The organism is Pseudoalteromonas sp. MMG005 (genome assembly GCF_018101015.1).
Taxonomy (GTDB): Bacteria; Pseudomonadota; Gammaproteobacteria; order Enterobacterales; family Alteromonadaceae; genus Pseudoalteromonas; species Pseudoalteromonas aurantia.
The window spans coordinates 23,759-37,050 of sequence record NZ_JAGJEK010000032.1; the positions used below are offsets into that span (position 1 = coordinate 23,759).

At 41.7% G+C, this 13,292-nt stretch carries 8 protein-coding genes; 3 read left to right on the forward strand and 5 right to left on the reverse strand.

What is annotated here, in order from left to right; all coding sequences use genetic code 11:
* The 3 genes from J8M01_RS21585 to fabR form a co-directional block, all read right to left on the reverse strand.
* Complete coding sequence (locus tag J8M01_RS21585; RefSeq protein WP_211059295.1) at positions 1–2,010, reverse strand: Hint domain-containing protein; 2,010 nt, start codon at positions 2,008–2,010, stop codon at positions 1–3.
* Positions 2,011–2,127: 117 nt separating this feature from the next.
* Complete coding sequence (locus J8M01_RS21590; protein WP_211059296.1) at positions 2,128–5,403, reverse strand: M4 family metallopeptidase; 3,276 nt, start codon at positions 5,401–5,403, stop codon at positions 2,128–2,130.
* Between the two features lie 274 nt (positions 5,404–5,677).
* The gene (fabR, locus tag J8M01_RS21595; RefSeq protein ID WP_192506238.1) at positions 5,678–6,283 is read right to left on the reverse strand and encodes an HTH-type transcriptional repressor FabR; all 606 of its coding nucleotides are present in this window, start codon (positions 6,281–6,283) and stop codon (positions 5,678–5,680) included.
* A gap of 105 nt (positions 6,284–6,388) precedes the next feature.
* Between fabR and J8M01_RS21600 the strand changes: the two genes are divergently transcribed.
* Positions 6,389–7,525 (forward strand): fatty acid desaturase, encoded by a 1,137-nt coding sequence (locus tag J8M01_RS21600; RefSeq protein WP_210997854.1) that lies wholly within the window; start codon positions 6,389–6,391, stop codon positions 7,523–7,525.
* 42 nt (positions 7,526–7,567) lie between these two features.
* Positions 7,568–9,004 (forward strand): Si-specific NAD(P)(+) transhydrogenase, encoded by a 1,437-nt coding sequence (gene sthA, locus J8M01_RS21605; RefSeq protein ID WP_211059297.1) that lies wholly within the window; start codon positions 7,568–7,570, stop codon positions 9,002–9,004.
* 45 nt (positions 9,005–9,049) lie between these two features.
* Here the strand turns inward: sthA and J8M01_RS21610 are convergent, their stop codons facing one another.
* Both J8M01_RS21610 and J8M01_RS21615 read right to left on the reverse strand, forming a co-directional pair.
* On the reverse strand, positions 9,050–10,279 hold the full coding sequence (locus tag J8M01_RS21610) for an OprO/OprP family phosphate-selective porin (RefSeq protein ID WP_247671225.1): 1,230 nt from the start codon (positions 10,277–10,279) through the stop codon (positions 9,050–9,052).
* Complete coding sequence (locus J8M01_RS21615) at positions 10,272–10,910, reverse strand: methylamine utilization protein (protein ID WP_211059299.1); 639 nt, start codon at positions 10,908–10,910, stop codon at positions 10,272–10,274. Before J8M01_RS21615 ends, J8M01_RS21610 begins: the two co-directional genes overlap by 8 nt.
* A gap of 208 nt (positions 10,911–11,118) precedes the next feature.
* Here J8M01_RS21615 and J8M01_RS21620 point away from each other — a divergent pair, with 208 nt between their 5' ends.
* Positions 11,119–13,161: a glycoside hydrolase family 97 protein gene (locus J8M01_RS21620; protein ID WP_211059300.1), complete on the forward strand. Its 2,043-nt coding sequence runs from the start codon at positions 11,119–11,121 to the stop codon at positions 13,159–13,161.
* Positions 13,162–13,292 lie beyond the last annotated feature (131 nt).

Sequence of the window (13,292 nt, forward strand, 5' to 3'; positions counted from 1 at the left end):
TTAGCGTAAGCTATTCAAATAATCTTTATGCCAAGTTTCTGGTATGCGATTCAGTACATCTTGTTCTGTTTCAATCACATTTTTGAATTCGTTGTTACTTTGCATTGCTAAATCGCCCACCTGAATCCCATTTGCAAACATGCTAAAAGTTTCTCCCTCCAGCTCGACAGGATCTTTCTTGGTTCGCTTCAAACGCAGGTTATAAACATTGCCATCAAACTTTACCTGCTCAATTTTGCTAATAAATTGCATTGCCCCTTGAGTATGAATATGCTCACCTAGCTGCAAATCTTTTGCCCATACCGACTCTCCTGATTGCGTAATGACAGGGTGAGACTCAGTTAACAGCAGTGTTTTTCCATCTTTGGTTGTTAGCTGGATCATGGGAATAGCCTCAACGCCAATTGAAATATCAGCAATTTCAAGATTCAACTTTTGAGTCGGGTGATATTGACTTGCCCCTAGAACGGTATCGCCAACACTTAATGTTTCTATCGGTAATTGACTGCCATCTGGTAATGTAATAAGGCTACCTTCGGCCAAGCAGCTATAAACGATTTGCATTTGTGGGTGGTCAGTATTTTCCCAAGACCCCGCTAACCCAGCGGATCCAATAACAATTGTTTCAGCGCGTGGCGTTTGGTTAGGTCGAGGCGCATTATCTACCGCTATATTCATCACCCAATTCGCATCTTGATAACGGCCATAAAGTGATGCATCACCAAAAACCCCTTGGTTTCGAGGGATATTCCAAGATAACTTGGTCGTGGTGCGTCGCCCAACGGTGATGTACTCAACATTGAGGTTATCAGCAAAGAAATTCTGTATATCGCTATATTGATCCCCTGAAATAGTCGTTGCCCCACCTCCCTCTTTCGTTTGAATAAAAATATTAGTACCAAAGTCAAGTACAGCTGGCTTTTCAACTTGTCCGCCCGGCACCAACTTGGTTGTGCCATCTGGGTTTTCTATTACGTCTAACACACTCCAATCAGAGCGATAAATACGTGACACTTTGCCAAGCATGGTGTATTCACCCACAAATGGGATCTTTAACTTAAGCTGATCATTGGGTGTATTAGTTGGGTAAATATTCTCATAATCACAATCGCCGTAATTTCGATTAAGACACACGATAATTTTTTGATCTGGCGTTGTCGGGCCTGCAGCTGAGCGAACATCCCTCGGGTGAGACACATTCGCACCATATGCACCATTCGATGCTCTCAATATATCCATATCGAAGTTTTGCTGTTCAAGTTCAGCTGCTGAACTAACCAACATATCTGGTGCTACGTAACCCAACAGCGCTAATATGGTGTCTTTTGAATATTCTACTTTAGAGTTGCGGTCTTCAACGACTTCTTTACCACTGGCATCCGTATAGATTACAGTCACCCAGGCATCGGCATAAACACGTTCAACCGTTTTCAGTTTTTGTAAGGCATCAGCAACTTTCACTGAAGAGTAAATTGATTTTCGTTTTTTTTCTGGCCCATCCCCAAAATACTCAGCATAGCGCGGCAACGTAATTGAACTGCCCTTTTCATCCACTAATGTAATATCAATAAAAGTATAATCAGTGGTTTTATTCTCACTATTTAACGCAGAGATCACTAAATGCTCTTCATCTGTTCCTGGAGGCGTGAGAACTTCAACTCCCATATGCTTGAAAAATGAACATAAGCTGACACGATGTGCATCACATTCCTCAGCCGTACTTTCAAGACCCTGTGCACCGAAAAACGAAGAAGATGTATACCCTGATTCAAGCTGTTTGTTTATTAAAGAAAATAAGTGTGGGCGGTTGTGTTTATTCAACCCATATTTATTTAATCGATCTTTTAAAGCCTGATTGTTTTCTTTTGTTTTAAGGTTTGTACGTGCAAAACCATGTTCAACATTAAAATACGGCGCAGCGGCAGTCATGGCGATATCTGACTGCGAAGCGTGCGCAGAAATTGAAGCCCCACCTAACGCCAATGCAATAGATAAACTTAAGATTTTCATCTGTTTTCCTTATTATTTTATAACAAAACACATTGAATTTTGAGCTCACGCTCAGGGCCCTTACATCTATCTATGTAAGGACCTTACGGCTATATATGACGGGATAAAATGGTGGCGTTAACGACCTTTCACTGTAATTTCCATATCTTCAACCTCACCATAGTTGAAGTTACTACAGCCATCGTGACCAAATTCAGTCAAAGGATGCTCTTCAAGTCGGACTCGAAGTGTGAAGTTCTTTTTTTGCCACCAATACATGCTGGGTAAAAATATGGCTTGGCTAGCTTTTATTCGACATTGGCCGTTATTGCAGTCTTTGGTGTAGTTACCACTCATATCGAAACTATTAGATTCATCAGAACGAAATACTTTATCTTTGTCTTGGTCAACCCAAACAGTAAGACGTACATCACGATTGTCGCGGCTTAACAGCCTATCGATCGTTGCTTCATTTAATACATTAGATTTGATATCTACATTTAATTCTGCACGGCGTAAAAACTCGAGGTTAGTTGCATGCTTTTTATAACCAGTATTATTTGTACCTGACGCATTTGCGATGAGATTACGGTTGTGAATAGATGTCCATACATGCATTTCATCAATATATAACGCTTGCGCATTGTTTGACGTAGTGATTCTGCTTTTACACTCTGATGGGGCAGTCAGTATTATATCCTGAGTCACTTCATCTGTTTGCCCACTGCCATCTTGGTAAGTAACTCGCAGTGACACTCGATAAGTTCCATTTGTTAACGGATAACTCACCGTTTCAGGCTGCTCATTATGGCTCGTTTGGTTATCATGCCCGAATTGCCAATAGTAACTCGGTTGACGAACCTTATTTACTTGAGAAGTATTGATAAACTTAATCTGGTTATTCGCCAACAACTGGTAGCTAAAACTTGCTTGTATCGGAAGTTCAGGCACATCAACGTCCGTTTTCACATCAATTACTTGAGATGCTTTTGCATATCCACACGTATCATAGAATGTATATTTCCCCCCAAATGATAATCGCATCAAGCCAATACCAGCGGTTGTTTGATCTTTTAGTTTAAAACGCACTTGTCCATTATTAATCACTTGATTCTCTATGATTAGTTCATTCGATGAAAACAAACCATCACGGTTATTATCAAATAATACCGACACGAGTTTACCATTGAGCGTATTGTCAAATTGCAATTGCTGTTCACTATGCTTATTCATAAGTAGAGTAGGCGTCAGGACACTTTGGTAAGGTTGATGCGCTAAGGGCACGCTCTGCGCGTTGATAGATAGTGAAGACAACGGAGAGTTTCCTTGTGCAAGCGTTGGTGCACATGCGGCTTTCACAGCTCGACTAAAATAATGCCTAAAGCCCACCAACTTTGTACTGTCTGTTTTTGTGACTGTGAGCTTAAACCGAATAAGTTCATCAATATCTAAAACGCGCGAGCGTTGTAAGAATGGGTGAATAGCTGAATTGTTACTTTTTTGCCAACGTTCATTAGTGCCATCACCCCACTCAACCTCGATCTCTTTTATATCAGTGGCAGCAATACTATTTAAAGTATAACTAACTGTGTCGTAATGCATTGCACTATCAAATTCTAATGAAGAAAGTTGTGTGTTATTCGCAACAATTCCTACCGAGTGCAAAGTGTTATCTATTTGTGCTGTTACTTCACTCTCTGTGCCTATGTGACTAAAAAACCGCGCTTGGTCAATCAAACACATACCAGCATCTTGCACCGATGCGCCGGTAAAAAAACAATTTACGTTGGCTCGAAGAAATAACTTAAATCCATCTTGAATACTCCAACCTTGCGTTTTTACCAATTCATAAAAGGCTTTTCTAAAAACACCCGCTGTACTATATATCGACTGACTCGGTTCGTATGACTTAAAGTGGTCAATGCTCTTGCCATCCCAAGAAGGCATCTCAAAATACCGAGCTCCCGTGTCTTCATATAAGACATCCCAGCCGTACCACCATTTTCGATTACCATCATGACTTGTAACCTGATCCACTGATTTGTTTTTAAATGCAGTTGATTGGCGGTATGAGCCCCGAACATATTGTGAAAAATAATCAAATACTGCGACGCTTGCAATGTCTGAAAACGCTTCATTCAATGCACCATCTTGACCGCTGGCATTTAACTGGCTATTCCAAAACGTTACCGCATGACTGACCTCATGAGCCACTATATCTAAGGTTGTATGGTAGTAATGTGTTCCCCCATAATTCCCTGTGCCGTAATTCACATGGGTATCGTCCCAATTGGCTTGCGAGTTACCATACGTGTTGTTGCCTACATTCTGTAATAATTGCTTTAAGCAAAAACCCGTTGCCTCACAGGTAGATCCTTGATCAGGGAACATCTCTGTTAAAAGTTGGTGGTAATACTGCATCACTAGGCCAGCATTGAAGTGAGCATCATTTAAGCCTGAGTAGCTGTAGTAATCATAATACTGATTGTCTATTGTTTCCTTATCAAAATTCTCGTTTGAGTTACTACATTGATAACTGGCTGCTTTTGTTTTGTCAGCGATATAATCGATGGTCTTTACGTAAGGGTTTTCTAGCGCACAATTTCCCTGCTCTTTAGTGACAATGAACGGGTACCCTGAGAATGCACTAAAAAGACTTACATTATTATCTGTAAACAATACCTCAGCAGCTGCGACATCGGTTGCTTGAAACTTGTAAGATAAGCAATTGTTCATACTCATTGGAGCTGGAGAATAACAAACCGCCCCTAATTTCTCATTACCGCCAATTCCTCCTCCAGCAATCAACTCTGCTTGAGGATTTAACCCATCAATATCATTGTCTTTTCGGATCACTTTTAGAGTTTCTGCGTTTATAATGAAGTTTACTCGCCGCTCAGGTGTGTGCACTCGTGCAACAAAAACGGCTTGGAGTTCGTTCTCATCCAACATGAACGCCTTGCTAAATGACAGTTCATTTGTGAACGGGATCCCATCCGCAATAAACTGCTTTGTTAAAGTATGCTTAATTTGAGTTTCGGTTAAACGAAATATATCCGGTATAGAGGTAGCGAATTCTTCTTCAGCAATAATAGCACTACCTAGACCTTGTTCGATATCGCCTAGTTTATCGACTAATAGAACAAAGCGACTGTTTAAAACGGGAATATTGCCAACATATACTTGATAGTGCTGATAACGATTATTGGCACCAACGGTCTTCATCGCTCGATAATTAATGGTGAGCTCTGACAGATTTTTCTCTGCTTTTAAAGCCATATTGGACTGAACAATTTTTTTCTGTACTTGTGCCCAAATATGACTTTGGTTCATTAAATTCTGCTGCTCTATTGCATGACTACCAAATGCAATACTCATCAAGCCACTAATAGCGGATATCGAAAGCGTATTCATCCTAACTCCTTTACACAGATGTGATAAATAAAGAAATACACACAGCAAACAATTGTGAATATTTTATTTAGAGTAATGGATCGAATTTAACATTAAAATAACAATAAAGTATGGAAGTAGCACAAATAACCAGCAAGAACTTGATCTAACTGGCTATTTAAAAAACAAAAAATTAACATTTTCGGGTTTATGAACGAGAATTTTGACGATTAGAATATAAATACCAAAAAAGTATTAAAAGAGTTTTTACTTCAACTATTTTCCTGAAGAGTGACTAGTGGCCACCATAATGTGCAGCGCCTCGAGCAATGTAGCGGAGCTGCCAAATCAAACGTTCTGTTAATTCACTAAGTTGTTGACTATCTTGATCTAGTGCATCAGCTCCCGCATTAAAAACTAAAATAACCATTGCTTCTGCTTGCATGTACGCATGGTTTTTATTGCATGGCGTTTCAGATTCTAGGTAGTGTGCAAGCTCTAACGTAAAATGCTTAATTTCTCTTGCAACTGCAGCTCGAAACGCCTTAGACGTGCCTGAGCGTTCTCTGAGCAATAATCTAAACTGGTTACTTGATGTATCAATAAATTCCATAAAGGTTTGCACTGAGGTATTTATGACACTGCCACCGTTTGCTATTCGTCGCCTAGCTTGACGCATCAACTGGCGCAATGTAAGACCAGCTTCATCCACCATGGTTAACCCTAGTTCATTCATATCCTTAAAATGGCGATAAAAAGAAGTGGGGGCAATACCTGCTTCACGTGCGACTTCACGTAAACTAATATTTGAAAAACTGTGTTCCGCACTTAACTGGTTAAAAGCGGCTTCTATCAGCGCTTGTCGAGTTTTTTGTTTTTGCTGCGCACGTACACCTGACATTTTTCATTCCATATATAATTAGTTCAAACATTGTAGAGTCTAATACTTGACGGCAGCAGAATGAAATACTATTTTAGCGTACAAGTGTACGCTGAGATTTAAATAATGAAAAAACCGCCGATTATTTGGACAAATGTGCTGTTCTTTAGCATCACCTTTTTGGCTGCCATCACATTGGTACCCTGGTATGGCTATGAATATGGCTATACCGCAACACATTGGGCTGTATTCACAGCTTGTATGTTCTATGCTGGACTATCTATTACTGCTGGGTACCATCGCTTATGGGCTCATAAGGCTTATGATGCACACCCCGTGATACAATGGATATTCGCAATAGGCGGAGCTTTTGCATTGCAAAACAGTGCCTTGCATTGGAGTAGTGATCATCGAGTCCACCATGGTCAAGTCGATGACCCAATCAAAGATCCCTATGCAGCAACCAATGGGTTTTGGTATAGCCATATAGGGTGGATGCTTCGTGATCATCAAGGTGAGAGTTATGGAAATTACAGTAATGCCCGTGATTTACAACGTAACAAAATCGTGATGTTCCAGCATCGCCATTATTTAAAGCTCGTACTCGCAACTAACCTAGGTATTCCATTGTTACTGGGTGTGCTTGTGGGTGATATTATTGCAATGCTACTATTGGCGGGAGTATTAAGGTTGGTGCTGAGTCAACACTTTACCTTCTTCATCAATTCACTGGCGCATATCTGGGGCTCTCGACCCTATACTGAGAAAAATACCGCGCGTGATAATGGGTTTTTAGCGTTATTCACCTATGGAGAGGGTTATCATAACTTTCATCATATTTTTGCAAGTGATTATCGCAATGGCATTCGCTGGTATCATTACGATCCAACGAAATGGATGATCCGTACAATGGCTGCTTTGGGGCTAGCCTATAAACTTAAACGGACCCCTGTAGAGCGAATTGAAAAAGCCAAAGCGGAAACGTTACTACTTAAAACAAAAGTACGCTTAGCAAAATTGCCTTTGGCGCAAGATAAGCTTACATTGTTACAACAAGAGTATGACTTGCTTCTAAAAAAACTGCAGACATTTTGTGTCGCGCAAAAAGCACTATTAGAAGCCAAAAAAGATTCCATGCGCGTGCAGTGTGATAAATCACTGCTCGCAACGCAGTACCAAGAGCTCGAAGCTGCTTGGCACGAGCAAAAACAAGCATGGCTAGCATTAAATGCGAGGCTGCTAAAACCGTCATTCAACGTTTAGCGGAGTTTCACAGCCTCTTTAGTCTAACGTTGAGGAGAGGCTGTGACTAAACAACAAAGTTCCCCTGAAGAAAAAGAAGTAAAAAACTACCAGTATGACGCAATCATCATTGGCACGGGGCCCGGTGGTGAAGGTGCAGCTATGAATCTATCTAAAAGCCAACAGCGCGTCGCCGTTATAGAGCGCCAGCAGGCTGTTGGTGGAGGCTGCGTGCACTGGGGAACAATTCCTTCCAAAGCGCTACGTCATTCAGTAAGTCGCTTAATAGAATATAAAGCCAATCCTCTATATCGTTTCACAGAGAAGCCACAACGCCACACATTTCAAGATATTTTGAATCATGCCAGTACCGTTATTTCAAAGCAATCTAACCTGCGCAGTAGCTTCTACGATAGAAATCGAATTCATTTATATCAAGGCGATGCCAGTTTTATCGATGCACACACGATAAAAGTACAACATGATGATGGCTCTCAAGAAGTATTAACAGCGCAAACAATTGTGATAGCTACGGGCTCTCGCCCCTATCGCCCTCCCGAAGTGGATTTTACACATTCTCGTGTTTATGACAGTGATACTATATTAAGCTTAAAGCACAATCCGCAACGTGTCATTATCTATGGTGCCGGTGTCATTGGCTGTGAGTATGCTTCTATTTTCAAAGGGCTCGGTGCAAAAGTAGACTTAATTAATACCCGAGATCGACTGCTTGCCTTTATGGATGCAGAGATATCTGATGCACTCAGTTACCACTTTTGGAATAGTGGTATCGTTATTCGTCACAACGAAGAATTTGCTACCGTAGAGGGAAGAGATGACGGCGTAATATTGCATTTGAAATCAGGAAAACGTGTTAAAGCAGACTGTATTTTATTTGCCAATGGTCGTACCGGTAACACCAACGATTTAAATCTGGCTGCTGTAGGATTAAAAGCTGATGGAAGAGGCCAGCTCAAGGTAAATGGGAACTATCAAACTGACATTGATAATATTTATGCCGTTGGCGATGTAATAGGTTATCCGAGTCTAGCTAGCGCTGCTTTTGATCAAGGCCGAATTGCAGCCCATGCAATCGTGCAAGGCGATAGTGCCGACAAGTTGATTATTGATATCCCTGCTGGAATTTATACAATCCCTGAAATGAGCTCTGTCGGTAAAACTGAACAAGAGCTCACCGCGGCAAAAATACCCTATGAAGTTGGTAGAGCGCAATTTAAGCACTTAGCGCGTGCGCAGATCACGGGCACCGAAGTCGGCAGTTTAAAACTGCTATTCCATGCGGAAACCAAAGAATTATTAGGCGTACACTGCTTTGGTGAACGAGCGTCCGAAATTGTCCATATTGGACAGGCAATTATGGAACAAAAAGGCGTGGGTAATAATGTCGAATACTTTGTTAATACCACTTTTAACTACCCCACAATGGCAGAAGCCTATCGGGTGGCAGCCCTTAATGGATTAAATCGGTTATGTGATTAGCCCACCAGCGCCAGGGTATATCTGGCGCACATTTTAATACACACGCTAAAACTGGTACTTTGCAGTCGCTCTATAAAGGGTTTCTTGCTGTTGTGCATCACGACCTACTGGCGGCCGGAATTCAGCGTGAGTATCTAAATATTGCCACTCAACTCCTAACTGCCATTGTTTACTCAGCTGTTTGCGAATATTGAAAGTAACAGCCTGTGTGTCACTATTATTGGGGTCAAATTCCCAGAAATCTTTATCGGTTACTTTAGATTGTTCCAGCCTGCCACTCACTCTATAATTCTGCCATGTATGGCTGAGCATCACAAACCAGCTATTAAAATCATTATCTACGCCTCTGCGCGCGCCCATAGCCGTGTTACCAACCATAGCTTGCATAATGACTTGAGTCTGTTTTGATAGCTTACTACGCCACGCTAAACTCCAAAATTTAGTGTCCCACGCATATTGCTGTGTGTTGCGATTGAGCACCGATGGGTCACCATTGTTATCATACCAATACAACCGCAATGTGTGTTTTTTCAAATACCCAATATGCGTACCAAAGTAATAACCAAAGCGTCCATCCACTTCACTGAATGGCTCTACATACTGACCTTGGTGCGCCAATTGCGGTGCCATAAGTGCATACAAAGGAGCAAATTGGACCCGCTCATTAATCACTGACTGCCTGTCATGAGGCGTAAAACCACGCCAAGCTACTAGCGTACCCGCAGGATCATTACCTTTATAAAGCGCCCCTAAAAAACTGATATCATATTTGCTGCGAAACCGCCTAGCTGGACGCTTAATTTCAAACTCAGCACCAAACGTGCGTACTTCTTCCCCTATCCAAGCATTAATGGCGGAATACTGATAAGTATAAGGAGAAGACCAACCTAAACTGGGGTTTTCAAGCGACATACGAGGATAAAAGGCACCAATACGAGACCTAAACTGATATCGTTTTGAAAGAGGTTGATAATTGACATAAGCTTCAGTAAAACCAAGCTTATCATTTTGGTCAGGGACATATTGTGCAACAGCATGACCAGACCATGCAGAACTCAAATCAACGCGACCTTCGAGTACACCTCTGGAAATATTAAGTACATTGCTTTGCGTACCAAAACGACTCATCCCCCAACCACCCGCGGTCCACGATTTTTGTTCACTGCGATCATGCGCACTTATTTCAACCAAGCCGTGTAGCTGCCCCTCAACTGCATAAGATTGATTAGCAAACAGAAAAAACAAGCTGCCAATCACTGTGACCCTTTTATTCATAGCCATCCGTTTCATCCGTTAAAAAGTCCAATTTATCAAGCAATGGTTGTTGTAATTGGTACTGTATTTTCTGATTAGTTTGCACAATGTTCAGCTGTTTTGACTCTGGTTTATCTAAATTTTCATAGCGTTCATGCCAGACTTTCAACGTCGTTGTGCCTAACTGATTTTCCATCACTGGCAAGTTAACCTTGCCATTGATGTCAGTTAAACCAAATACCCCTGAGTTCACCACCAAAATGTAACCTAGCATCCAGTCATGAATATTACAGCCAAGCTCCACAACACCAGTCTGAGAAAAGGTGATCGGGGCTTGGGGCTTATCGCGATATAGCTTTAATTCAAATGCTTTGGGTTCTGAGAAAGAATATACGTGATGTAAAATTGAATCAAAATTAGGAAAATCAACCTTGGCCCCTTGCGGCACAATTAAAGCATGTGGCGTGAAGTTTCGATCTTTTTGTCCCATATTATATTGCTGTGAAAGTGAGATATCATTTACTGACCATTGCTTCCCCTCAAGCCACACAGCCGCACCGACTAAAGGTTGGCCTTGTGTATCCTTCACTGTCAGCTCTAATGCTTGGCAAGAAAATCCTAACCAACACAATAACCCTATAAATTTTTTCATCTTTTACCAATTTTTATGTGTGAAACCGCTTATATTTTAGTATAGGTTATCTATACACAAATTCGTATTTTTACACCCGAATATAAACAGACCGGTACAACCAAACTTATCATTCATTATGAATACGTATGCAAGCTATTCATCCTGAAATTGCAGCGCAGTATGCTAACCCTACCTCACCACTAACATGCTTAACTAGGAACCTGTTATGCGTTTACTCACGTCGTTATCATTAACTGTTAGCTTATTATCGTGTACTGCTTTTGCTACCGTACACTCTGTAAGTTCACCAAATAATAATATTGTTTTTTCTATCTCTGATGAGCAAGGGCCACCCACTTATAGCGTCTCCTTCAACAATAAAAAAATCATTAACGGCTCCAAACTTGGTTTTGATTTTCAGCATCACCCAGCAATGCGCAGCAACCTAGCGATAGCTAAACATAACAAGAACAGTGCACACCATCAATGGCAGCAGCCGTGGGGAGAGGCACGTACAATCACTGACCATCATAACGAATTAAGCGTAGTGCTGAAGGATAAAACGACGCAAGATATTGCATACATACTGCGCGTGCGCGCATTTGATGATGGTATCGGATTTCGATATGAAGTCAATAAACCCAATGCTCGCTATATTACTCGTGAATTAACAGAGTTTAATTTTGCAGATGCGCACAATAGCACGGCTTGGTGGATACCTGCACGCGGATGGAATCGCTATGAGTATACCTATAACACCACCTCGTTACCTAAAGCAAGCCATGTCCACACACCATTTACTCTTAGAAATGCCGATGGCGTTCACGTCAGTGTTCATGAAGCAGCCCTTGTTGACTATGCAGCCATGACACTGAATCAACGTCGTCCAGGGACATTCGTTGCTGACTTAACTCCTTGGTCTGATGGTGTTGCAGTCAAAACCAATGGTCAATTTAAAACACCATGGCGTACCATTCAAATTAGTAATTCAGCGACTGGCCTCTTAAATTCGCATTTAATTCTAAATTTAAATGAGCCAAACAAACTGGGAGACGTTTCATGGGTCAAACCAGGTAAATACCTTGGTATCTGGTGGGGCATGCATATTGGTAAAAACACTTGGGGCAGTGGTGCCAAGCATGGCGCGACAACTCAAAACACAAAAGCGTATCTCACCTTTGCAGCTGAGCATGGCTTTGATGGTGTGTTAGTCGAAGGGTGGAACCTAGGTTGGGATGGTGATTGGTTTTCTAATGGCGACGTATTCAGCTTTACCAAAGCTTATGATGACTTTGACATTAATGCCATAGCTGAGCATGGTCAAAAAGTGGGGGCTCGGCTTATTGGCCATCATGAGACCTCAGGGAGCGTCAGTAATTATCGAACACAAATGGAAGCGGCCTTCAAACTCTATCAACAAACAGGTGTTCATCAAGTAAAGACCGGTTACGTTGCGGATGGAGGTAACATCAAGCGTATAGACGAGCGAGGCAATGCGCGTTTTGAATGGCATGACGGTCAATTCATGGTGAATGAGTATTTAGCCAATGTGACACTCGCAGCCAAGTATAAAATCAGCATAAACACACATGAACCGATAAAAGATACGGGGTTACGTCGTACCTACCCCAACTGGTTAGCGCGCGAAGGAGCCAGAGGGCAAGAATTTAACGCTTGGGGAACACCTCCAAACCCGCCTGAACATACGACTTTGCTTGCTTATACCCGTATGCTCGCAGGGCCTATGGACTTTACGCCTGGCATTTTTGACATGAGTTTTAATGGTCTGGGCGAGAACACTAACCGACCTCAAACCACACTCGCTAAGCAACTCGCTCTGTACGTAGTTTTATATAGCCCCATTCAAATGGCGGCAGATTTACCTGTTAACTATCTCGCTAAGCCCGATGCTTTTCAGTTTATTAAAGATGTCCCGACCGATTGGGAGCAAAGTATTGCCTTAGCGGGTGAAGTGGGTGATTACGTTGTTTTTGCAAGGCAAGAAAGGAAACGAGGTAATTATAGTGGCAACGACTGGTACCTTGGTGCAATTACTGATGAGCAGGCCAGAACACACACGGTTAAATTGAACTTTCTAAGTGAAAACACCCAATATGAAGCACATATTTATCAAGATGGAAAACAGGCAGAGTGGAAAAATAATCCATATGATATACAAATCAATAAGCAAATCGTTACCGCAAAAGACACGCTGACCTTAACGCTCGCCCCCAGTGGCGGCACCGCTATCCGTTTTAAAGCATTATAATCGCGTTGTTATGCATGAGGTAACACCTCATGCATTTTGCTTGCTTCATACGCTACATTGAAGAAATACGCTCCAATAGCCTTCGCTGAATTCACTCTTCTATTATCGGCGCTTCTTTTAAATTTTATCTC

Excerpts from the sequence above, each read along its gene's own strand:
- fabR (WP_192506238.1), bottom strand. The coding sequence starts at position 6,283 with ATGTCAGGTGTACGTGCGCAGCAAAAACAAAAAACTCGACAAGCGCTG.
- J8M01_RS21620 (WP_211059300.1), top strand. The coding sequence starts at position 11,119 with ATGCGTTTACTCACGTCGTTATCATTAACTGTTAGCTTATTATCGTGT.
- J8M01_RS21600 (WP_210997854.1), top strand. The coding sequence starts at position 6,389 with ATGAAAAAACCGCCGATTATTTGGACAAATGTGCTGTTCTTTAGCATC.
- J8M01_RS21615 (WP_211059299.1), bottom strand. The coding sequence starts at position 10,910 with ATGAAAAAATTTATAGGGTTATTGTGTTGGTTAGGATTTTCTTGCCAA.
- J8M01_RS21585 (WP_211059295.1), bottom strand. The coding sequence starts at position 2,010 with ATGAAAATCTTAAGTTTATCTATTGCATTGGCGTTAGGTGGGGCTTCA.
- J8M01_RS21610 (WP_247671225.1), bottom strand. The coding sequence starts at position 10,279 with ATGAATAAAAGGGTCACAGTGATTGGCAGCTTGTTTTTTCTGTTTGCT.
- J8M01_RS21590 (WP_211059296.1), bottom strand. The coding sequence starts at position 5,403 with ATGAATACGCTTTCGATATCCGCTATTAGTGGCTTGATGAGTATTGCA.